Raw genomic sequence first — 20877 nt, forward strand, 5'->3', positions numbered from 1 at the left:
TTTTTTCTCAGTATCTATTCTAGTTCTACTTAAATTGTCCAAAAAAGAACCCCTATATCCACATGTGACATAGGAGTTTATTTTGTATTTTACTGAGTAACAGTCACTTCTCCAGTTCGGTAATCCAGTTGAAGTCCTTTTTGAACATTGGGAACTAGAACATTGAATTCCAATTCTCCATCTGAAGACTTGGCTTCAATCTGTGAAGCTGAAGGAACTAAATCCTCGTTCGAAGCGTAGTAAAGGGTTACACGGTAACGGACACGCTTGTTTTTATCCAAGGCCTTACGTACCATGCTTTCATAGTAGTTTTGACCAGTCGAATCCTCGGCTTGCGCCTGATTTGCCCAGGCTGTTTGAACAGCAATGTTTTTAGGATTGCTTGTCGAGGCATCAAAACCATCCAAGCCACCGATTAAGGCATAGCCTAACAAATGACCTCTATCGACCGCATGGGTATAAGTACCCTTTAGATTCTTGACCTGATGCCAGCCTGGAGGAGTCCAAGAAGTCGAACCGTTCCCAGTTTCTTCACGATTCTTGTACTGACGAGTAGCCTTAGACAAGAGGGCATTTGCTACGGTTGGCACTGTTTCCTTGCCCACTGTCTTTGTTTTATTATCAGCGTAGGGCTTACTTGAAACCTTGGCATCTAGATTTGTTTTATTACCATTGACGATAAAAGCACCTGAGCCATTCCACTCCAGACTCCCTTTTATTTGACTCTTGACTGCGTCTGTTAAGACACTCTCTGCCAATTCTTGACTAGGAGCTTCAGACGCTTGTTTTTTCTGACTAACCTTTGTTTTAGGACTATTAGCTGTCGACTGCATCTGCTTGATATAATAGCTTCCCGCAGACAAAAGCAATAACACTAGCAGTCCGATTAGTGTCTGTCTTGTTTTTTTGTTCATATTTCTCCTTATCTTTATAAAAAGGCTGGTCTCCCAGCCTAATTTCCTGTAAATTTATGAATCAATTCCTGCCATTTTGCTGGAGACAGGATAGCCCACGGATCTTGACCCTTTCCCAAGATTCCATAACCTACCATTAGACCGATTCCTAGGGCTAGAACGCCTAAAATCAGTACTAGGATAACTAAAAGTAAACGCTTGGCTACGTAGCTTGATTTCTTATTCATCTTCATCACTTGCCTCAATCCGCTGAATCTTAGCACCTAGCTGCGCCAACTTCTCATGGAAACGGTAATAACCTCTATCCAAGTGGACTAATTTACCAACCACGGTTTCTCCTTGTGCTACCAAACCTGTCAAAATCAAGGCTGCACTGGCACGAAGGTCAGTTGAAAGAACTTCTGCTCCCTGCAAAGCCTGTCCACCAACAATACGAGCTGTATCACGGATAATCTCAGAGTGCAAGCCCATGCGACGCATTTCTTCTAGATGTTGGAAACGATTTTCAAAAACTGTCTCTATCATAGTTGATTCCCCTTTTGCGACGGTCATCAAGGCTGTAAATTGAGCCTGCATATCTGTTGGAAATCCTGGGTGGGGCAAGGTTTTCACATGGACAGCTTTTAGATTTTCTAGCTGAGAGCGAACGCGAATTCCTTCAGTCTCCTCTGTCACCTCCACTCCCATTTCAAGCAACTTGGCAATCAAGGGACGGTTGTGCTCCCAGACAGCGTCTCGAATCAAGACATCACCACCAGTCATTGCAGCAGCTACCATAAAGGTTCCTGCTTCGATACGGTCTTGGACTACATTGTGAGTCGTACCATGAAGTTTGTCAACACCGGTAATGGTAATGGTCTCTGTACCAGCACCTTTGACCTTAGCTCCCATTTCATTGAGGAGAATAGCTAGGTCAACAATCTCAGGCTCACGCGCAGCATTTTCAATCACTGTCACCCCATCAGCTAGAGTCGCTGCCATCATCAAGTTCTGCGTAGCACCAACACTCGGGAAGTCCATGTAGATATGAGCGCCATGCAAGCGATCAGCCTTGGCTTCGATGTAACCAGCTGTCTGACTAATCTTAGCCCCCATGGCTTCCAGACCTTTCAAATGAAGATCAATAGGGCGGCTACCAATCGTACAACCACCTGGCATGGATACCTTGGCATGACCTACACGAGCAAGAATTGGTCCCAAGACAACGATAGATGCACGCATCTTGCTGACATACTTGTAAGGAGCTTCCTCAGTGATATCGCCAGTCGCGTCCACCTCAACAAGATGAGCTTCTTCATTAAAATCCACCTTGGCATTCAAACCACGAACCACCTGATTCATAGTGAAAACATCTGACAAGATAGGAACATTCTGCAAGACGGTCTTTCCTTCACTTGCTAGAATAGTCGCTGCCAACAAAGGTAAGACTGCATTCTTCGCTCCTTCGATCGTAACACTTCCTACCAGACGATTATCGCCACCTTGAACCACAATTTTTTCCATACCTATTTCCTTTACATTTGATTTTATAATAATCCTCTAAGCGCTTCTTGCCACAACTGATATAGGCTGATAAAGAAAGAACTCATGATGTAGCCCATTACAATGCTGAAAAAGGCTACTAGTAAACGAACTTTTCCTGTATTCTCAGTTGTCACTTTTAAAACCTTTTCCCATCTAACAAGATTCTTTAAAAGGTAAAAACTCACATAAATAAAGAGCATATGACTGCTTAGAGTGAATAATAATTGAACCATTTGACTATTATACCATCTTCTCTGTTTGTGCGCTAGTTTGGAAACTTAACTTAAAACTAGGGATTGTTTTTCAAGTAATCAATTGCATCTTGTAGGGTTTTAACTGGCACGATTTTCATATCTGTCTTGATTGTTTTGGCCGCTTCTAAGGCTGTTTGGTAGTTGTTTTTCGCATCCGGATGCGCTTTTTGTTCTTCTTCGCTAACAGGGTTATCAGGGGCAAAGAAAATCGCGGCACCTTCTCTAGCCGAGGCTACAACCTTTTTATCAATACCTCCAATATCCCCCACATTACCATCACGGTCAATGGTACCTGTACCGGCAACAATACGGCCATTACGAAGACTAGGGTCAGCTATTTGGGTATAGATAGCCAGACTAAACATGAGACCAGCACTTGGACCGCCGATACCAGCTGTTGAAAAGCGAATTGGGACATCACTGGTCACTTCTGTACGGTCAATCAAGCCAATTCCAATTCCATTTTTGCCATTTTCCAAGGTAATAATCTTACCTTCTGCAGACTTGGTTTGCCCATCCTCTTCATAGGTCACCTTGACGGAGTCCCCTAGTTTTTGAGAATTGACGTAATCAATCAAGTCTTTGGAACTGTCGAATGTCTGATCATTGACTGCTGTGACCGTATCAGAGATGTTGAGAATCCCTTTAAAGGTCGAATTATCCGTCACAGTCAAAACATAAACCCCAAGATATTTTAGTTCAATATCCTTACCAGCTGTTTTTAGCCCTTGATACTTAGCCATATTCTGCGATGTCTGCATGTAGAATTGATTGATCCGCATAAATTCAACATCGGAAGAACCACCTGTAGTCTCCTGGGCACTACGAATATCTGTAAAAGGCGTCAACCAAGCATAAATCATATGGGCTAAAGTAGCGTGCTGGACACCAACCGTAACGAATTGATAGGCACCAGCTTCCTTATCTTCTGTGTCATTGACTTTAAGGACTTGGCGAATATCTTCCGAACCACCTGGAACCTCTATATAATAGGGCAAGGGCACTACAAATGCCAAGAAAGTCACAATCAAGGCCGCAATGACATATAAGGGCCATCTAATCTTTTTTTTCATTTCTTATTTCCTCCAAAATACTCTCAGGAACATAGCAGGCAACATCCTGACCAAACTTCAATAGCTCTCTAATACCGGATGAACTGAGATAGAGATGTTCAGGTCGGCTATGTAAATAAATTGTCTCTATATCAGGAGACAGCTGATGGTTGTAGTAATCAAAACTGGCTTCATATTGCAAATCCGCTGCATTCCTCAAACCCCGCACTAGGCAAGTTGCCCCCAGTCTTTTTGCGACATCAACTACCAATTCATCATGAGAAGACACAACTTTAACATTTCCCAAATGTTTCACAGCCTTTTCTAACCCCCGTTTACGATTTTCAAGAGGGAAAAATCCTTGTTTGTGGGGATTAAAAAAAATACCGACATAGAGCTTATCAAAAAGTCTGCTCGCCCGTTCAATCATATCCAGATGCCCATTTGTCATCGGATCAAATGAGCCTGTGAATAAGCCAATCTTATCTGACATATACTGTCACCTTACTAATTCCATAAATTTTTTCCTTCCAGATACCCAGGCAGGCAATTTCTTCTGGAAGCTCAACGGCTTTATCCGTCTCACACACGACCATGACATCTTCAGAAAAAAGCGCTCTCTCAGCCATTTTTTCAATATCTGCTACGATTTGTTCCTTGGCGTAAGGAGGGTCTAAGAAAATGAGGTCGAATTCGCCAGATACCTGTTCCAATGCCCTTTCTGCATCCATCTTGAGGAGTTGAAATTTTCCAACTTCCTTGGTCATCTGAATATTTTCAGCCACGATAGCCTGAGCTTTACGATCTCTCTCCACCAAAACAGCACTGGCCATGCCACGCGATACTGCCTCGATAGATAAACCACCACTACCTGCATAAAGGTCCAAGACTCGTCCACCTTCAAAGTAGGGACCAATCATGTTAAAAATAGCTCCCCTAACCTTATCCGAAGTAGGTCTTGTCGTCTTTCCTTCTAGTGTCTTGAGGGGACGTCCCCCATAGATTCCTGATACGATTTTCATACCGTTTATTATACCAAATTATGGGCGAAAAGAGAAAGAAAACCGAACCTTGCGGTTCGATTCTCTACAAAATATTTTCGTAAGTATCGCGGACTTCTTGAGGCCAAACACTTGTTTGCACTTCTCCGATGTGTTTCTTGCGAAGTAGGAACATGGCCATCCGAGATTGTCCAATTCCTCCACCGATTGTCAATGGGAATAGACCATTCAACAAAGCCTTGTGCCATTCCAATTCCAAGCGGTCTTCATCACCTGTAATGGCAACCTGACGACGAAGCGTTTCTTCATCTACACGGATTCCCATAGAAGACAACTCAAAGGCTCCCCCCAGAGACTCATTCCAAACAAGAATATCACCATTTAGACCCTTGTAACCATTTTCAGACTCACTTGTCCAGTCATCGTAGTCTGGTGCACGTCCATCGTGCGGTTTACCGTCTGGTAATTCACCACCGATACCGATCAAGAATACTGCTCCAAATTCTTTACAAATAGCATTTTCACGCTCTTTTGGTGTCAAATCTGGGTAGCGTTCTACCAACTCTTCTGTGTGGATAAAAGTGATTTGTTTTGGCAAGATTGATTCGATGTCATAGCGGGCTTCAACAGCTAGCTCAGTAAGACGAATAGCCTTGTAAATCTTCTCAACTGTTTCTTTTAGATAAGCGATATTACGTTTACCATTTGGGATAACTTTCTCCCAGTCCCACTGGTCAACATAAACAGAGTGGGTCGCATCAAGCGAATCTTCGTCTGGACGAAGGGCCTTCATGTGGACGAAAAGACCTTCACCTTCACCGAAACCAAAACGAGCCAAAGTGTGGCGTTTCCATTTGGCAAGGGAGTGCACCACTTCATAAGTAGCATCAGGGATTTGGAGAACCTTGACCGATACGGCATTCTCCACACCTGATAAGTTGTCCTGCATCCCGTCACCGACCCTACTCAAGATAGGACCTTGAACTTCGACAACTTCTAGTTTGTCTTTTAAATACTGGGTAAAAGTGTTTTTGACAAAGGAAATTTCTTCTTGTTGGTGAATAAAACTTTTCTTCATAAACTACTCCTCAAAAAATTAATTAAAAGCATTATACACCTATTTCCAAGAAAAGAAAAGACCAAATATAAAAAAATCAGTGCTCCTTCGAACACTGATGTTAGGGACCTTTAGTCATTGCGACCGAAGATACGTAGAATACTTAGGAAAAGATTGATAAAATCAAGATAGATACTGAGAGCCATTGACACAACCCAACCTGTCTCTACACGACCTTGTGATTGCTCATATGCATAGCGAATTCTTTGGTTGTCCCAAGCAATCAGACCAGAGAAGACCAAGACCATGGCTACGCTAATCATATAATCAAAGAAACCGCTAGCCAAGAAAATATTGACTACCATAGCAATCAACAAACCGATAAGAGCCGCCATCATAGCCCGACCAAGGCCACTCAAATCTTTCTTGGTGAACATACCGACTGCCGCCATAACAAAGAAGAGAAGGGCGCTTGATACAAAGGCAGATAAAACTGTACCTGGAGTATAGAAGGCCACCACAAAACTGAGGGTAAAGCCGTTTAATACTGAGTAAAGTAAAAATACTGGAAGAGCCGCTGGACTATTCTTCGAAGCCATACTGCTGGCAACAAAGACCAGAGCTAGCTCTGCTAAGGTTGCAATGGTCAACCAGAGACGTCCCTGCATCAAAAAGTAAACCAACTGAGACTGAAAGACGGTCAACATAAGACCTGATACTAAAGCGGATAGTCCGATCCCCAGACCAACAAAGGCATAAACCTTAGCATAAAATTGATTGAGACCTGCGCGGTCGTGAATAATAGTGTGATTCATCTTTTCTCCTTTTCTATGAACATCTTTCCTTGATTATAACAAAGAAAGTTAAAATTAGCTTAAATGGAAAATTAAAATACCAGCTGCAACGGCAACATTGAGACTCTCCGCCTGCCCCTTCATACTAATGTGGACCAACTGGTCTGCACTTTCAGCCATAAGGGAACTAATTCCTTGCCCCTCATTTCCCATGACTAGTACAAAATTTTCTATAGGAGGCAGTTCTCTGTAATCAACAGAAACTTTAGATAAGGTTGTTGCTAGCACTGGGATAGCTGCCTCTTTGGTTTCCTTAAGAAGTGCTTGACTCGACATCTGGTAAATAGGCAGATGAAAATGACTGCCTTGCATAGAACGTAGGGTCTTGAGACTGTAGATATCTGCCGACTTATCTGAAACAATCACTCCAGTAAAACCTGCTGCATCCGCAGTCCGAATAATGGTTCCTACATTACCAGGATCTTGCACATCTTCCAAAAACAAGAACTTACCCTGACTAAAGTCAGCTTGCCCTACTTCTTCTTTTTGAACCACGGCAACAATGCCCTGTGGAGTCTGAGAATCCGCCAAATCTAGCAAAATATCCTCTGAAACCCAGACAGTTTGCGGAAACGAGGCTAACTGATCTCGGTAATTTTCTAAGGCAAAGATTTTCTCAATCGTCACTCCAGCTTGGACAGCTTCTTCAAACAAGTGCCAGCCTTCAATCAAATAGGCAGACTTGCGGTATTTTTTTTGGTGTAATTTCTTGGCATTTTTTACCACAGAATTGGCTTTTGAGGTTATAATAGTCATAGAAATATTATAACACAATCAAAGGGGTTTGGTATGCAAAAGGTTAGAATGATTGCCCAAGGTAGGGTACAGGGAGTCGGCTTTCGTTGGGGTGTTTACAGCTTGGCGCTTGAAATTGGTGGCATCACAGGTCGGGTATGGAATAACGACGATGGCACAGTGGAAATATTAGCCCAAGCAGACTCATCTGCTATCATGGCAAAATTTATCCAAGAAATCCGCAAAGGACCCACACCTTTTTCAAAAGTCAGCTACTTAGATGTCAAACTAAGCAACTTTCCTCCCTACCCTGACTTTAAAATCGCAAATTAGGTCTCTAGAACTATTGTATATTTTGTAAAAAAACAGTAGAATAGAAAGGTATAATTTTTAAAGAAGGAATAAAAACAGTGAAATCTATTAAACGTTTTGCACTCTCAGCTATGGGAGTGGCTATGTTGCTAGTCTTAACTGGCTGTGTCAATGTCGATAAGGCAACAGGCCAGCCAACAGGATTGGTTTGGAATACTATCGGAGCGCCTATGGCTGAAGCCATTAAGTACTTTGCCAATGACAAGGGACTTGGTTTTGGGGTTGCTATCATCATCGTAACCATTATCGTGCGCTTGATTATCTTGCCACTTGGTATCTACCAATCATGGAAGGCAACGCTTCACTCTGAAAAGATGAACGCCCTCAAGCACGTCCTTGAGCCACACCAAACGCGTCTCAAGGAAGCGACTACTCAAGAAGAAAAACTCGAAGCCCAACAGGCTCTCTTTGCCGCTCAAAAAGAGCACGGCATCAGCATGTTTGGTGGTGTAGGATGTTTCCCTATCCTCCTTCAAATGCCTTTCTTCTCAGCTATCTACTTTGCTGCCCAACATACTGAAGGTGTTGCTCAAGCAAGCTACCTAGGAATTCCTCTAGGTTCTCCAAGTATGATTTTGGTTGCTTTCGCTGGTATTCTTTACTATCTTCAATCGCTCCTTTCACTTCACGGAGTAGAAGATGAAATGCAAAGAGAACAAATCAAGAAAATGATTTACATGAGCCCACTCATGATTGTCGTCTTCTCCCTCTTCTCACCAGCTAGTGTTACTCTTTACTGGGTTGTCGGTGGTTTCATGATGATTCTCCAACAGTTTATCGTCAACTATATCGTTCGTCCAAAACTTCGCAAAAAAGTCCGTGAAGAACTGGCAAAGAACCCACCAAAAGCAAGTGCTTTCTCTAGACCAAATGGACGAAAAGACGTTACCCCTGAACAACCAACTGCGATCACAAGCAAGAAAAAACACAAAAATCGCAACGCTGGAAAACAACGTTCGAGATAAGAAGAAAAAGGCTTAGCTGATTTGCTAAGTCTTTTTGCAAGTCAAAAGCCCGATGTTTCCATCAGGCTTCTTTTTTATCCGTGTACACGTTTCATATAGTCTTGGTAACTTTCGGTATCCATGAGTTTTTTAGCGTTCTTGACGCGGTCTGCTGTTGGTGGTTTAACCCCTTCGAGCGAATATGGAATTCCCAATTCACGCCATTTGAACTCACCCATAGTATGATAAGGTAGAATTTCAAACTTATCCACATTTTTAAGGGTCTTGACGAACTTACCAAGTTCAATCAAGTCATCATCTCTATCTGTTAATCCCGGAACTAGCACGTGGCGAATCCAGACAGGCTTCCCAATATCTGATAGATACTGGGCACAGGCCAAGATATTTTTATTGGTTTGGCTAGTGACAATCTTGTGCTGTTCTTCGTTGATTTCCTTGATATCCAAGAGAACTAAGTCAGTGACAGCCATAAGTTTGTCAAACTTCTCAAGGTAACGTGGTTTATTACGGAAAGGAAGGGCACAGGTATCCAAGGTACAGTGGATTCCTTGTTCCTTAGCCTTGGTAAAGAGGGCAATCAAGAAATCAATCTGCAAGAGGGCTTCCCCTCCACTGACTGTAATCCCACCCTTATTTCCCCAGAAACCGCGGTAGCGCAAGGCCTCTGTCAAGACATCATCTACCGTCCGTTCACGTGACTTATTGGACTCCATAGCCCAAGTGTCCGGGTTGTGGCAATACTGGCAACGCATGTGACAGCCCTGCAAAAAGACAATAAAGCGAATACCAGGCCCATCTACTGACCCAAAGCTTTCTGTCGAATGCACCATTCCTGTCACTTGTCCATAATCAATTGTTTCTTCAGACATATCGTTACCTTCCTTGAAAACGTTTTATAGTTTTATTATATCACGACTTGAAGGAAAAACAAGATTTTTGCCTATTTTTTAGAAAGCAATCTGTTTTTCAATTTCATTTTCAATTACTTATCATTTTACTCTTCAAAACCAAAGCCATACAAGGTTGCAAAATAGTCCTCAGGGCGCTCTGCACGGCGGATTTGGCGGGCTTTGCCTTCTTCAGTATAAAGGATTTCCGCAGAACGAAGTTTGGCATTGTACTGGTAGCCCATTGAAAATCCGTGGGCACCTGTATCATGAATAACCAGCAAATCACCAATTTCTGTATGAGGCAGTTCACGATTCACTGCAAATTTATCATTGTTTTCACAGAGTGAACCGACCACATCTACCACTTCAGCTGGCCCATCTGGATGTGTCAGATTGGTGATATGGTGGTAGGCTCCATACATGGCTGGACGCATAAGGTTGACTGCTGATGCATCCACACCTAGATAGGTACGGTAGGTTTTCTTCTTATGGGTAACTCTTGTGACCAACGCACCATGAGGGGCTAGCATAAAGCGACCCAATTCCGTGAAAATCTTAACCTGACCAAGACCTGCTGGCGTAAGAACCTCTTCATACACCTTACGAACTCCCTCACCAATCAAGGCGATATCATTTGGCTCCTGGTCTGGACGATAATTGACACCAATACCGCCAGAAAGATTGATAAAGTCTAGCGAAATGCCCAACTTTTCCTTGATTTCAACAGCCAATTCAAAAAGCTGACGAGCCAACTCTGGATAATAGAGATGGGTCACGGTATTGGACGCTAGGAAGGAGTGAATCCCAAAAGTCTTGGCTCCTTTTTCCTTCAAGATGGCAAAAGCTTCAAAGAGCTGGTCCTTGGTCATACCAAACTTGGCTTCTCCAGGATTGTCCATAATGTCTGTCCCCAGTTCAAAAACGCCCCCAGGATTGTAACGACAAGAGATAATTTCTGGAATGCCTGCTGCTCTCTCTAGATGTTCAATATCTTCAAAGGCATCCAAGTTAATGGTCACACCCAATTCACGCGCATAGGTGTATTCCTTTTCTGGTGTGTTGTTTGAAGAGAACATAATCTCAGAACCAGGGAAATTCAGTTTATGACTCATCAAAAGTTCTACATAACTAGAGCAGTCCACACCACAGCCTTCCTCTTGAAGAATTTTCAAGATAGCTGGGGTTGGAGTAGCCTTAACTGCAAAATATTCCTTAAAGCCCTTGTTCCACGAAAAGGCTTGGTTGACTGCTCTTGCCTTCTCACGAATCCCCTTCTCATCATACAAGTGAAAGGGAGTCGGGAACTCAGCAACAATCGCTTCTAACTCTTCTCTATTGATAAATGGTGTCTTCATATGCTTCCTTCTATTCTATTTGCAAAGAAAGGCTGGGACAATCGTTCCAACCTTTAGTTCTATCTCTTATTTATCTTCGTCAAAGATATTGCCAATCTCAACATCGATGGATTGGTTCTTGACATCAATATTGGTTACCTTCAAGAGTGACTTGTAGTCAAACTGCTTTTCACGTTCTTCTTGAGCATTGTCCGCAAAGACCGCTACGCCTGCCAGTTCTGAGTCGAACTCGCGCAAAAGACTAATCATCCCATTGACAGTTCCGCCGCCTTTCAAGAAGTCATCCACAATCAAGACACGGCTGCCTGCCTTGAGACTACGTTTTGAAAGGAACATTTTCTCGATACGGTCACCACTTGAACCTGAAACATAGTTGACGCTGACAGTTGAACCTTCGGTAATTTTCAGGTCACGGCGCACAATGACAAAGGGAACATTAAGGACATTGGCAACTGCATTTGCAAGCGGAACACCCTTAGTCGCTACGGTCATAACCGCGTCAATTTTTTGGTCCATAAAACTTTTGGCAATAATACGACCAATATTTTTCAAGATGGCTGGTGTGCTAAGCAAATCAGACAGGTAGATGTAACCACCTGGCAAGATACGGTCACTTTCTGACAACTTGGCACGCAAGTCCTCCACCATTTCCTTGGCATCATGGCTTGAGATTGATGGTGTAAAGATGACACCTCCTCCAGCACCAGTTACTGTCTGGATATGACCAATTTCGATTTCCTCAAAGGCACGTTTGATAATGACGATATCTTCTGAGATAGATGATTTAGCAGATTCATACTTTTCAGCAAAAGTATTGAGACTAGTTAGTTTATAAGGATTATTAATCAAATAGTTGGAAATGACAACCATCCGATCACTTCTTCTTAATTTCATTTCTATTTCCTATTCCATTTAATTTTGACATTTTGTCTATTATACCATATTCACCTAAAAAAACGAACATTCTTATCCTAAAAATGCTCATTTTTCTTAAATTATTAATCTAGATCTGGTTTATAGAAGGAACGATTGTCCATTGCGAAGATTTTATTGGTCATCTCTCCTTTATCCACCAAAGCCAGAGCTGTTGACATCATCATCATACTGGCATCCAGATTGTCAATCATATGGATAATCTCTGCTTCCATAATGCGTGGACGGACTGGGCTTCCATACTCAAGCAAGCCGTGGTGACTGAGGATGACGTGACGAAGCAAAACGACTTCTTCCTTGGTATCATCGATGCCAAGTTCCATCACTGTCTTGGTAATTTCACTATCAATCAGAGCAATATGCCCAAGAAGATTGCCTCGCACTGTGTACTCGGTCTGGTCTGGTCCCGTCAACTCGATGACCTTAGCCAAGTCATGCAGCATAATCCCCGCATAGAGCAGGCTCTTATTGAGCTGAGGATAAACTTCGCTAATAGCATCTGCCAAACGCACCATGGTCGCCGTATGATAGGCCAAACCCGTTTCAAAGGCATGGTGATTAGTCTTGGCAGCTGGATAAGAGTAGAACTCCTTATCATACTTGGTGTAGAGCTTTCGGACAATCCGTTGCCAAACAGGATTTTCAATTTTGAAAATCATTTGCGACATATAGTCACGGATTTCCTTGACATCAACTGGTGACTTGACCTTGAAATCAGCTGGGTCATTGGGTTCACCAGGCTGAGGCAGACGAAGGGTAATTTGATTGACTTGAGGGGTGTTGTTATAAACTTCTCGGCGTCCTTTCATGTGGACAACCTTACCTGCGGTAAAGGCCTCAACATTATGAGGTTGGGCATCCCAGAGTTTCCCTTCAATCTCGCCACTATCATCTTGGAAGGTAAAGGCTAGGTAGTTTTTCCCAGCTCGAGTTTGCCTCAGGTCAGCTGATTTGATTAGGTAAAAGCCTTCAAACAGCTCATCTTTTTTCATGTGACTAATCTTCATATTCTTCCTCATTTTCTTGGAAATGGAGTAGATCAAGCGCAGGCTCACCTTCTGACAACTCAATGTGACGGAGCGTCCGCTCGATAGCTGTAGTGCGACGGTTTAATAGTTCATCAATATTGCCAGAGGCATGTTGGAGGTGTTTTTGTGCCTTAACCAAAATCCCACCAAACTTGCCAAACTCGGTCTTGACGCTAGCAAGAGTCTTGCTGATATGGTCGGCACTCTTTTGGATATTGAGAGTCTTGAAGCCAACTGATAGGGAATTGAGGAGGGCTGATAGGGTACTTGGACCTGCAACAATAATCTGCTCTTCCCGTCTCAAATCATCAAAGAAGACAGGATTGCGGACAATTTCTGAGTAAAGACCTTCTGTCGGAACAAATAAAACTCCAAAATTGGTCGTCCGAGGTGGTGCTATGTACTTGTTCCTAATATCCTTGGCAAATCGTTTGACGCTTACTAAGAGTGACTTACGACAGCGTTCGATTTCGTCCTTGGCACCTGCTTCATAGGCTTCTTCTAGGCGATAATAATCTGCCAGTGGAAACTTAGAGTCAATTGGTAGGTAGACATATTCCTGATCGCCTTGTCCGGGTAACTTGATGGCATACTCCACTCGTTCACTTGAGTTTTCAACCGTTGCGTATTCTCGTTCATACTGGGCAGGGGTCATGATGTCCTCAATAATTTGCCCCAATTGCAATTCTCCTAGAATCCCTCGCGTCTTGGTTCCAGAGAGAACCTTGTTGAGAGCTCCAACATCGCGGGCAACTGTCTGCATTTCTCCAAGGCCACGATTAACCGACTCCAGTTGCTTGGAAACCGTCTCAAAGGAAGCCTGCAAGCGCGTCTGCAAGGTCTTTTCTAACTTTTCCTCGACCGTCTGGCGCATTTGTTCCAAACGTTGCTCATTTGATTCCTGCAAGGCTTGGAGACGTTGATCGGTCTTGTCTCTGGTTTGGAGGAGATTCTCTGTCATTTCTTGACGGACTTGCGTCAGGCCTTGGTGCAATTCGATTCGCACTTCTTGCAAACGGTCGCTGACAGCCACTTCCAAATCTTTTTGATCCAACTGGCTGGCTTGTCTGGCTTGTTCAAAACGGTAATCCAACTGGTCTGATAGATGATCTGCCTGATCCTCCAAGCTCTTGGTCAGATATTTTTCCTGCTTATCCTGCCTTTGCCAAATCAGAAAGAGGCCAGCTAGGTTGGCAATTAATAATAGAACAAGTAAACTTTCCATCCTACCTCCTGTCCTTGCTATGCAGTACAACCACATAGCCATCTGGGCAAGTCACCGAAACTTCCCTATCTATATATTCGTTAGAAGCGTACACTTTTTTAAAGAAAAAATTTTCCTCTGTCAACTCATACTTGGCTCCGAGAATGGTAAGCTGACTATCCCGAACCGGCATAAAAGCTAGATAGTCATAGTCTAAACGAGGTTCAAGCTGACTGGTCCCTTCTGGACAATAGGCAATCAAGTTTTGCCCATCCTCAATTTCTATCTGGCGCATATAAGGCGACAACTTGGGATTGCTAGGAAGAAAAACATTAGCCAGCATATGGTCAATACGTCCACCCAAAGCACCGAAAATAGTAACCTCAGCCTGAGGATTTTGCTCAAAGATGGTCAAGAGAGCCAATTCCAAATCGGTATCATCTTTTTCTGGTCGGGCTTGAACAAAATGCTGGGCACGTTTTTGAATCACCTGTCGCTCTTCTGCAGTAACAGAATCAAAATCTCCAACCGCTAGAGCAAGAGGCAAGTCTTCTTCCAAGACCCAGAGCGAGCCTCGATCCACACCAACAAAAGCATCAAAGTCCGTCCGATAATGACCACGGTCTCCGCCTGCAAAAACGGCAACCTTAGTCCAGTTGTTTTCTGAGAGTTTGTACTCGCTCATTGACATCTCCCTTAAAGACATAGGAACCTGCTACAAAAACAGTCGCACCAGCTTCTTTGGCCAGAGCAATAGTTTGGTCATCAATCCCGCCATCCACTTCGATTTCAAAGTTCAAGCCTTTTTCCTTACGAAGTGCAACCAACTCACGAACCTTATCCATGGTTTCTGGCAGAAAGGCTTGCCCACCAAAACCTGGATTAACCGTCATGACTAAAACTTGGTCAACTAGATGAAGGACGTGCTTGATAGCTTCAACAGGCGTACCAGGATTGATGACAACTGATGGCTTGACACCGAGTGAACGAATTTTTTGGAGGGCACCATGAATATGGGGTGTTGCTTCCACATGGATGCTGATGATATCCGCTCCCGCACGCGCAAAATCTTCTAAATGATGCTCAGGATTAGCTACCATCAAGTGGCAGTCGAAGACCATCTTACTATGAGGACGAAGAGCTTCAACCACACCTGCACCAAAACTGATTTGCGGGACAAAATGGCCATCCATGATATCGATATGGGCATACTCTGCCCCAGTTGCTTCTAGACGTTTGATTTCACGTTCAAAGTTGGCATAATCTGCTGCCAGAATTGACGGAGCAATCTTGTATTGAGACATAGGTTTCTCCTTATTTTGGAATTTTTTTGCTGACTTTTTTATAGGTTTCTCTGCGATTTTCAATCTCACTGAGGAATTGCAGGTAGTTGTCAAAACGGAAGGGCGCAATGGTACCTTCTTCAACTGCTGGCTTAACCGCACAAGAAGGCTCATGGGTATGGGTACAAGTACGGAATTTGCAGTCTCGACTGACAGTGGCAATCTCTGGGAAGGCCTGATTGAGGTCTTCCGCCGTTGATACTTCATAATCCAAGGATGAAAAACCTGGTGTGTCTGCGATTTTACCCCCATTGAGATTATAAAAACTAACTGCTCGAGTAGTGTGGCGCCCGCGACCCAGACTGTCTGAAATTTCTCCTGTTTCAAGATTGAGGTCTGGTGCGATTTTATTGAGAAGAGTTGATTTCCCAACACCTGTCTGCCCCATAAAGACCGTAACCTTGCCTGTCAATAAAGGCAGGAGTTCCTCTTTACTGGTCACAAAGTCATAGCCGATGTCACCATAAGTCTGTTCATAAAAATCCAGTTCTCCTCTATCTTCCAACAAATCCATTTTAGAAATATAAACGATGGGATGGATGTCCTTGTGCTCCAAAAGAACCAAGAAACGATCCAGCAAATTGCTGTTAAAATCAGGTTCCTTGACAGACATGATCACCACTGCTTGGTCAATATTGACAATAGGCGGACGGACCAGACTGTTTTTCCGTTCATGAATCTTGAGGATATAGCCTTCTGAATTTTCCTCGGCAGAAAAATCTACCCAGTCTCCAACGTAAGGAGTATGGCCTTTTTTACGGAAATTCCCACGCGCGCGTGTTTGATAGACCTGGCCATCACTCTCTACATAATAGAACCCAGCCAAGGCTTTAATGATTTGTCCCTGCATCTTAGAGTCCTTGCCCTTTAAGTGCATCTGATAGACTGGCAAATTCTGTCAAGCTGAGAGCTTCCCCACGCACACTTGGTGACAAGCCTGCTTGGCCCAAAGCCTTGGTCAGCTTGTCCTTGACCTCTTCAGTCTTGCCAAAGTAACCTGTCAGGTTATTCCATAAAGTCTTGCGGCGATGGGTAAAACTAGCCTTGGAAACCTTAAAGAAGAAGTTCTCGTCTTCCACTGCTACAGCCGGCTCTGGACGGCGCACCATTTTCAAGATGGCCGAATCCACATTTGGCGCTGGCACAAAGACCGTACGAGGCACGATGAAGGCAACCTTGGCTGTCATATAGTATTGAACAGCGATTGACAAGCTGCCATATGCCTTAGTGTTAGGCTGGGCTGAAATGCGGTCCGCCACTTCTTTTTGCATCATGACGACAAACTCACTAAACGGAATGCCACTTTCAATCAAGTGCATGAGAATAGGTGTCGTGATGTAGTATGGTAAGTTAGCTACTACCTTGATTGGCAGGTCAGGATTTTTAAAATTCTGGATATGTTGCGCCAAATTAACCTTGAGAATATCCTCGTTGACTACGGTCACATTGTCAAAATCACGCAAGGTATCTGCCAAAATAGGCACCAAACGGTGGTCGATCTCAAAGGCCATAACTTCTGCTGCACGCTCAGCCAAAAACTCCGTCAAGGCACCAATCCCTGGCCCGATTTCGATGACATTAACCTGGTCATCAATCTCAGCCGTATCCACGATTTTTTGAAGAATATTGGTATCCGTCAAGAAATTTTGCCCGAAGGACTTTTTAAAGGTAAAACCGTGACGCTCCAGCACTGCCTTGGTCACGCTGTAATCTGCAATTCTCATCTATTCTCTTTTCTATTATCTGTTACTTCTATTGTAACACATTCCCCTTACATTTGGGGTCTGCTTAGCTGTTCTCATAAGATTTCATAGCTTCTTCCACTTCTGCCAAGGTAACCCCAAACAACTCTAGGCGTTTGAGGAGTTGCTTGCCGTTGGAATAGCCAATTCGGAGAGCCTCCCCTAGATATTCTCTGCGCTTACGGCTGTCTACCCCTGCTAAAAAACCAAGGCGAATCAAGTCGCTACGACTGATGTCAAACTCATTCTCGTTTTCAAATTGTTCTGTCACCTGAGCTAGAGCCGTTTTCAGGTCTTCATAGCTGGCATGCTCAATCCCTAGAGACCGCCCCTTGGTCTTGGACTTAGGAACAGCTTCATCGCGTTTGAGGAAAGCATGCTGAACTGTTGGAATGGCAGTCATAATCATGCGACGAATCCGCTCCCCATTAAAATCTGGGTCTGTAAAGACAATGACTCCATGGCGTTGGTGTAGACGCTGAATCCGCTCTATATCCTGGTCATTAATGGCAGAACCTCGAGTCTCATAGGTCTCTACCTCGAAATAACGTTTGAGATTAGCCGTATCGTCGCGACCTTCAACCACGATGACTTGGGAAATTTTTTCTTTCATTACTTGCTGTCCAATCCAAAAATGCACTCTGCATTTGCAGTCGTTGCCACCGCTAGCTCTTCTGTCGTCATGCCACGCAAATCCGCGATAAAATCTACTACATAGCGAGTATAGGCTGTTTTGTTTTCGCGACCACGTTTAGGAACAGGAGCCAAATAAGGCGCATCTGTTTCCACCAAAATCTTGTCCAAAGGAAGTTCTCTAGCCGCCTCTTGGATATCGGTTGCCTTCTTAAAAGTCACCACTCCTGAGAAGGAAATAGTCATACCAAGCGCGACAAACTTCTCTGCCCATTCAAGAGTCCCTGAGAAAGAATGCATGATGCCACCACGAGGACCAACTCCCTCGGTCTTGATAATCTCATAGGTATCTTCCAACGCATCACGGGTATGGACCACAAAAGGTAAATCCAAGTCCTTAGATAACTGAATCTGACGGCGAAAAACCTGCTCCTGCACTTCTTTGGACGCTGTCATCCAATGATAATCCAAACCAATCTCACCCAAGGCAACTACCTTTGGATGCTTGAGCTTGTCAAGCAAGTAGGCTTCAATCTCCTCTGTATAAGTACCAGCTTCTGTAGGATGCCAACCAATAGTTGCGTAGAGTTGGTCATACTCATCCACCAACTCCAAAGCACGCTCAATCGTCGGTTTATCAAAACCAACAATATTCATCTGTGTCACACCCATCTCAGCAGCCAAAGCAATTTCTTCTGCCTCACGACCTGCAAATTCTTCTACATTCAAGTGTGTATGTGTATCAAAAATCATCTCTTCTAACCTCGTTTTCTATCTTCTATTATACCAAAAAACTGCCCTCTCTCCTCATCTGTAAAAAATATTCTAAAATCCATCGTCGTCTCTTGACGCTATTTTTCCAAAGCAGTATAATAGCACTTATTGAAATTTTCAGAAAAGGAAAATACCATGTTTACAAAATTAAAACAGACCTTTATCGGTCGTCCTCTTAAGTCCTTAACAGAAGGCGAGGGAGGGTTGCTGGGAAAAATGCAGGCCTTAGCCATGTTGTCAAGCGACGCTCTATCTTCCATTGCCTATGGACCTGAGCAAGTAGTCCTCGTCTTGGCTAGTCTCTCTCCTCTAGCTATATGGTGGAGCCTTCCTATTGGCCTTTTTGTCCTCCTGCTTCTAGCTAGTTTAACCGTTTCCTACCGTCAAATCATCCACGCCTATCCTCAAGGAGGAGGGGCCTATATGGTTACTCGAGAAAATCTATCGCCCGAGCTAGGCTTGATTGCTGGAGGTAGTCTGCTGGTTGACTACATGCTGACTGTGGCAGTATCGGTATCATCTGGAGCTGATGCTATCACAGCAGCTCTCCCTGCCCTCCACCCTTACAACCTCCACATCTCCATTTTTCTGGTTTGCTTGCTCATGCTTTTGAACTTACGGGGGTTGAAAGAATCTGCCAGTTCACTGATGATTCCTGTCTATCTCTTTATCATCAGTACTGTCTTTCTCTTGCTCTATGGAATCTTTCAACTAGCGACAGGTTCTCTCAGCTATCAGGCGACTTCTCCTATCGGACATGCTGTACCGAATCTGTCTATCGTTCTCATTCTAAGAGCTTTTACCAGCGGATCTGCCTCTCTGACAGGGGTTGAAGCTATTTCAAATGCCGTTCCCTTTTTCAAGGCTCCAAAAGAAAAGAATGCCGCTCAGACCTTGACCATCATGTCACTGATTTTAGGTTTTCTTTTTGCTGGTATCACCTTCCTAAACTACTGGATGGGGATTATGCCTCAACACGGAGAAACTATTCTTTCACAAATGGCTCAAGGCATCCTTGGTAATTCCTTCTTGGGTCACCTTTGCTATTATATCTTCCAATTCTCCACAGCCTTGATTTTAGCCGTAGCTGCAAATACTGGCTTTTCGGCCTTCCCTATGCTGGCTTACAATATGGCTAAAAACAAGTACATGCCCCATCTCTTTATGGAAAAAGGAGACCGGCTAGGCTACTCTAATGGAATTTTAACTCTGGCTTTTGGGGCTATGATTCTTCTTCTCATTTTTAATGGCAATACCGAACGTTTGATTCCCCTTTATACTATCGGTGTCTTCGTGCCCTTTGCCCTTTCTCAGACTGGGATGATTCGTCATTGGAAAAAAGAAAAGGGGACAAATTTTTTAAAACCTGCCCTTACCAATATCCTTGGAGCTATCATTTGCTACGCTATCGTGTTGATCCTGCTCTTTTTCCGTCTCAGTGATATCTGGCCTTTCTTCCCGATTATTCTCGTACTCACTCTACTCTTCTTGGCAATTCACAGTCATTACCAAAAAGTAGCCCAACAACTGCGTCTCTATGAAGGCATCGAAAAACGTACCTACGATGGCAATCTAGTTCTCGTCCTAGTAGGAAATGTTACCCGCGTCAGCGTTGGAGCCATTAACTATGCCCAAAGTATCGGAGATGAAGTCCTAGCCATGCACATTTCTACTAAGGAAACAGCAGAGAAAGACCAAGAAATTCTCCAAGAATTTGCCGATCACTTCCCAACCATTACTCTGAAGAACATCAAGACCAGCTACCGCGACATCATCACGCCTACTGTCAAGTATGTCAAACGGATCTCTGAGGATGCCCAGAAAAAGAACTATACAGTCACTGTTCTGGTACCCCAGTTTATCCCTAATAAACCTTGGCAAAATATCCTGCACAATCAGATGAGTCTTAAACTCAAATACGCCCTTCGTTGGCACCAAGACGTCGTTGTCGCTAGCTACTCTTATCACTTAAAAGAATAAATAAAAGGCCCTACCAGAACCAAGAAGCTGTACTGCACCCCAAAAGTTAGACAGAAAAAATCTAACTTTTGGGGTGTTTTATTATGAAATTGAGTTATGATGATAAAGTTCAGATCTATGAACTTAGAAAACAAGGATATAGCTTAGAGAAGCTTTCAAATAAATTTGGGATAAACAATTCTAATCTTAGGTACATGATTAAATTGATTGATCGTTACGGAATAGAGTTCGTCAAAAAAGGAAAGAATTGTTACTATTCTCCTGAAC

The 20877-nt window shown here is 43.5% G+C and carries 24 protein-coding genes and 1 pseudogene; 4 read left to right on the forward strand and 21 right to left on the reverse strand.

Going from position 1 to position 20877, the window contains the following annotated elements:
- Nucleotides 1-89 precede the first annotated feature (89 nt).
- The 10 genes from endA to M1F55_RS05830 all read right to left on the reverse strand — a co-directional run bounded on the left by endA (nt 90) and on the right by M1F55_RS05830 (nt 7412).
- A complete protein-coding gene (gene endA / locus M1F55_RS05785; RefSeq protein WP_247947466.1) occupies nt 90-914 on the reverse strand; it encodes a DNA/RNA non-specific endonuclease in 825 nt (274 codons plus the stop codon).
- A gap of 38 nt (nt 915-952) precedes the next feature.
- Nucleotides 953-1141, reverse strand: a complete 189-nt coding sequence (locus tag M1F55_RS05790; protein ID WP_247947467.1) for a DNA-directed RNA polymerase subunit beta — start codon at nt 1139-1141, stop codon at nt 953-955.
- Nucleotides 1134-2417 carry a UDP-N-acetylglucosamine 1-carboxyvinyltransferase gene (murA, locus tag M1F55_RS05795; RefSeq protein ID WP_247947468.1) on the reverse strand — a complete coding sequence of 428 codons (1284 nt, stop codon included), beginning with the start codon at nt 2415-2417 and terminating at the stop codon, nt 1134-1136. The genes M1F55_RS05790 and murA overlap by 8 nt, the downstream gene beginning before the upstream one ends.
- A gap of 23 nt (nt 2418-2440) precedes the next feature.
- Nucleotides 2441-2671 (reverse strand): DUF1146 family protein, encoded by a 231-nt coding sequence (locus M1F55_RS05800; RefSeq protein WP_004260552.1) that lies wholly within the window; start codon nt 2669-2671, stop codon nt 2441-2443.
- 56 nt (nt 2672-2727) lie between these two features.
- Complete coding sequence (locus M1F55_RS05805) at nt 2728-3765, reverse strand: SepM family pheromone-processing serine protease (protein WP_247947469.1); 1038 nt, start codon at nt 3763-3765, stop codon at nt 2728-2730.
- The gene (coaD, locus tag M1F55_RS05810; RefSeq protein ID WP_049492816.1) at nt 3749-4237 is read right to left on the reverse strand and encodes a pantetheine-phosphate adenylyltransferase; all 489 of its coding nucleotides are present in this window, start codon (nt 4235-4237) and stop codon (nt 3749-3751) included. The genes M1F55_RS05805 and coaD overlap by 17 nt, the downstream gene beginning before the upstream one ends.
- Nucleotides 4227-4766: a 16S rRNA (guanine(966)-N(2))-methyltransferase RsmD gene (gene rsmD / locus M1F55_RS05815; protein ID WP_049492813.1), complete on the reverse strand. Its 540-nt coding sequence runs from the start codon at nt 4764-4766 to the stop codon at nt 4227-4229. The genes coaD and rsmD overlap by 11 nt, the downstream gene beginning before the upstream one ends.
- A 64-nt stretch (nt 4767-4830) precedes the next feature.
- The gene (asnA, locus tag M1F55_RS05820) at nt 4831-5823 is read right to left on the reverse strand and encodes an aspartate--ammonia ligase (protein ID WP_000748003.1); all 993 of its coding nucleotides are present in this window, start codon (nt 5821-5823) and stop codon (nt 4831-4833) included.
- Nucleotides 5824-5933: 110 nt separating this feature from the next.
- Entirely contained in the window at nt 5934-6617 is a 684-nt protein-coding gene (locus tag M1F55_RS05825; RefSeq protein WP_042750024.1) for a Bax inhibitor-1/YccA family protein, read from the reverse strand.
- A 54-nt stretch (nt 6618-6671) separates the two neighbouring features.
- Nucleotides 6672-7412, reverse strand: coding sequence for a TrmH family RNA methyltransferase (locus M1F55_RS05830; protein WP_049499185.1), 741 nt, complete (start codon nt 7410-7412; stop codon nt 6672-6674).
- A gap of 33 nt (nt 7413-7445) precedes the next feature.
- Here M1F55_RS05830 and M1F55_RS05835 point away from each other — a divergent pair, with 33 nt between their 5' ends.
- On the forward strand, nt 7446-7724 hold the full coding sequence (locus M1F55_RS05835) for an acylphosphatase (RefSeq protein ID WP_001174612.1): 279 nt from the start codon (nt 7446-7448) through the stop codon (nt 7722-7724).
- Between the two features lie 77 nt (nt 7725-7801).
- The gene (gene yidC, locus M1F55_RS05840) at nt 7802-8728 is read left to right on the forward strand and encodes a membrane protein insertase YidC (protein ID WP_247947470.1); all 927 of its coding nucleotides are present in this window, start codon (nt 7802-7804) and stop codon (nt 8726-8728) included.
- Nucleotides 8729-8802: 74 nt separating this feature from the next.
- Here the strand turns inward: yidC and pflA are convergent, their stop codons facing one another.
- The 11 genes from pflA to M1F55_RS05895 form a co-directional block, all read right to left on the reverse strand.
- A complete protein-coding gene (pflA, locus tag M1F55_RS05845; protein ID WP_001288288.1) occupies nt 8803-9597 on the reverse strand; it encodes a pyruvate formate-lyase-activating protein in 795 nt (264 codons plus the stop codon).
- Between the two features lie 125 nt (nt 9598-9722).
- The gene (locus M1F55_RS05850; RefSeq protein ID WP_247947471.1) at nt 9723-10973 is read right to left on the reverse strand and encodes a diaminopimelate decarboxylase; all 1251 of its coding nucleotides are present in this window, start codon (nt 10971-10973) and stop codon (nt 9723-9725) included.
- Nucleotides 10974-11039: 66 nt separating this feature from the next.
- Nucleotides 11040-11867 (reverse strand): pur operon repressor, encoded by an 828-nt coding sequence (purR, locus tag M1F55_RS05855; RefSeq protein WP_247947472.1) that lies wholly within the window; start codon nt 11865-11867, stop codon nt 11040-11042.
- A 104-nt stretch (nt 11868-11971) separates the two neighbouring features.
- Nucleotides 11972-12913 (reverse strand): 3'-5' exoribonuclease YhaM family protein, encoded by a 942-nt coding sequence (locus tag M1F55_RS05860; RefSeq protein WP_000703198.1) that lies wholly within the window; start codon nt 12911-12913, stop codon nt 11972-11974.
- A complete protein-coding gene (locus tag M1F55_RS05865; protein ID WP_247947473.1) occupies nt 12903-14159 on the reverse strand; it encodes a DNA recombination protein RmuC in 1257 nt (418 codons plus the stop codon). The genes M1F55_RS05860 and M1F55_RS05865 overlap by 11 nt, the downstream gene beginning before the upstream one ends.
- A gap of 1 nt (nt 14160) precedes the next feature.
- Nucleotides 14161-14823: a thiamine diphosphokinase gene (locus M1F55_RS05870; RefSeq protein WP_247947474.1), complete on the reverse strand. Its 663-nt coding sequence runs from the start codon at nt 14821-14823 to the stop codon at nt 14161-14163.
- Nucleotides 14786-15442 carry a ribulose-phosphate 3-epimerase gene (rpe, locus tag M1F55_RS05875; protein WP_042750012.1) on the reverse strand — a complete coding sequence of 219 codons (657 nt, stop codon included), beginning with the start codon at nt 15440-15442 and terminating at the stop codon, nt 14786-14788. Before rpe ends, M1F55_RS05870 begins: the two co-directional genes overlap by 38 nt.
- Before the next feature lie 10 nt (nt 15443-15452).
- Nucleotides 15453-16331 carry a ribosome small subunit-dependent GTPase A gene (gene rsgA / locus M1F55_RS05880; RefSeq protein WP_049502264.1) on the reverse strand — a complete coding sequence of 293 codons (879 nt, stop codon included), beginning with the start codon at nt 16329-16331 and terminating at the stop codon, nt 15453-15455.
- Between the two features lies 1 nt (nt 16332).
- The gene (rsmA, locus tag M1F55_RS05885) at nt 16333-17205 is read right to left on the reverse strand and encodes a 16S rRNA (adenine(1518)-N(6)/adenine(1519)-N(6))-dimethyltransferase RsmA (protein ID WP_247947475.1); all 873 of its coding nucleotides are present in this window, start codon (nt 17203-17205) and stop codon (nt 16333-16335) included.
- A gap of 64 nt (nt 17206-17269) precedes the next feature.
- Nucleotides 17270-17836 carry a ribonuclease M5 gene (rnmV, locus tag M1F55_RS05890; protein ID WP_247947476.1) on the reverse strand — a complete coding sequence of 189 codons (567 nt, stop codon included), beginning with the start codon at nt 17834-17836 and terminating at the stop codon, nt 17270-17272.
- Nucleotides 17836-18609: a TatD family hydrolase gene (locus tag M1F55_RS05895; protein ID WP_049516018.1), complete on the reverse strand. Its 774-nt coding sequence runs from the start codon at nt 18607-18609 to the stop codon at nt 17836-17838. The genes rnmV and M1F55_RS05895 overlap by 1 nt, the downstream gene beginning before the upstream one ends.
- Nucleotides 18610-18765: 156 nt before the next feature.
- Between M1F55_RS05895 and M1F55_RS05900 the strand changes: the two genes are divergently transcribed.
- Complete coding sequence (locus M1F55_RS05900) at nt 18766-20610, forward strand: APC family permease (RefSeq protein WP_049516019.1); 1845 nt, start codon at nt 18766-18768, stop codon at nt 20608-20610.
- 83 nt (nt 20611-20693) lie between these two features.
- Nucleotides 20694-20877: pseudogene (locus tag M1F55_RS05905) on the forward strand (IS3-like element ISSpn11 family transposase); the annotation flags it as partial.

The sequence above is a fragment of the Streptococcus mitis genome, from assembly GCF_023109235.1.
GTDB lineage: Bacteria > Bacillota > Bacilli > Lactobacillales > Streptococcaceae > Streptococcus > Streptococcus mitis_DA.

Excerpts from the sequence above, each read along its gene's own strand:
- endA (WP_247947466.1), bottom strand. The coding sequence starts at position 914 with ATGAACAAAAAAACAAGACAGACACTAATCGGACTGCTAGTGTTATTG.
- M1F55_RS05790 (WP_247947467.1), bottom strand. The coding sequence starts at position 1,141 with ATGAATAAGAAATCAAGCTACGTAGCCAAGCGTTTACTTTTAGTTATC.
- murA (WP_247947468.1), bottom strand. The coding sequence starts at position 2,417 with ATGGAAAAAATTGTGGTTCAAGGTGGCGATAATCGTCTGGTAGGAAGT.
- M1F55_RS05800 (WP_004260552.1), bottom strand. The coding sequence starts at position 2,671 with ATGGTTCAATTATTATTCACTCTAAGCAGTCATATGCTCTTTATTTAT.
- M1F55_RS05805 (WP_247947469.1), bottom strand. The coding sequence starts at position 3,765 with ATGAAAAAAAAGATTAGATGGCCCTTATATGTCATTGCGGCCTTGATT.
- coaD (WP_049492816.1), bottom strand. The coding sequence starts at position 4,237 with ATGTCAGATAAGATTGGCTTATTCACAGGCTCATTTGATCCGATGACA.
- rsmD (WP_049492813.1), bottom strand. The coding sequence starts at position 4,766 with ATGAAAATCGTATCAGGAATCTATGGGGGACGTCCCCTCAAGACACTA.
- asnA (WP_000748003.1), bottom strand. The coding sequence starts at position 5,823 with ATGAAGAAAAGTTTTATTCACCAACAAGAAGAAATTTCCTTTGTCAAA.
- M1F55_RS05825 (WP_042750024.1), bottom strand. The coding sequence starts at position 6,617 with ATGAATCACACTATTATTCACGACCGCGCAGGTCTCAATCAATTTTAT.
- M1F55_RS05830 (WP_049499185.1), bottom strand. The coding sequence starts at position 7,412 with ATGACTATTATAACCTCAAAAGCCAATTCTGTGGTAAAAAATGCCAAG.
- M1F55_RS05835 (WP_001174612.1), top strand. The coding sequence starts at position 7,446 with ATGCAAAAGGTTAGAATGATTGCCCAAGGTAGGGTACAGGGAGTCGGC.
- pflA (WP_001288288.1), bottom strand. The coding sequence starts at position 9,597 with ATGTCTGAAGAAACAATTGATTATGGACAAGTGACAGGAATGGTGCAT.
- M1F55_RS05850 (WP_247947471.1), bottom strand. The coding sequence starts at position 10,973 with ATGAAGACACCATTTATCAATAGAGAAGAGTTAGAAGCGATTGTTGCT.
- purR (WP_247947472.1), bottom strand. The coding sequence starts at position 11,867 with ATGAAATTAAGAAGAAGTGATCGGATGGTTGTCATTTCCAACTATTTG.
- M1F55_RS05860 (WP_000703198.1), bottom strand. The coding sequence starts at position 12,913 with ATGAAGATTAGTCACATGAAAAAAGATGAGCTGTTTGAAGGCTTTTAC.
- M1F55_RS05865 (WP_247947473.1), bottom strand. The coding sequence starts at position 14,159 with ATGGAAAGTTTACTTGTTCTATTATTAATTGCCAACCTAGCTGGCCTC.
- M1F55_RS05870 (WP_247947474.1), bottom strand. The coding sequence starts at position 14,823 with ATGAGCGAGTACAAACTCTCAGAAAACAACTGGACTAAGGTTGCCGTT.
- rpe (WP_042750012.1), bottom strand. The coding sequence starts at position 15,442 with ATGTCTCAATACAAGATTGCTCCGTCAATTCTGGCAGCAGATTATGCC.
- rsgA (WP_049502264.1), bottom strand. The coding sequence starts at position 16,331 with ATGCAGGGACAAATCATTAAAGCCTTGGCTGGGTTCTATTATGTAGAG.
- rsmA (WP_247947475.1), bottom strand. The coding sequence starts at position 17,205 with ATGAGAATTGCAGATTACAGCGTGACCAAGGCAGTGCTGGAGCGTCAC.
- rnmV (WP_247947476.1), bottom strand. The coding sequence starts at position 17,836 with ATGAAAGAAAAAATTTCCCAAGTCATCGTGGTTGAAGGTCGCGACGAT.
- M1F55_RS05895 (WP_049516018.1), bottom strand. The coding sequence starts at position 18,609 with ATGATTTTTGATACACATACACACTTGAATGTAGAAGAATTTGCAGGT.
- M1F55_RS05900 (WP_049516019.1), top strand. The coding sequence starts at position 18,766 with ATGTTTACAAAATTAAAACAGACCTTTATCGGTCGTCCTCTTAAGTCC.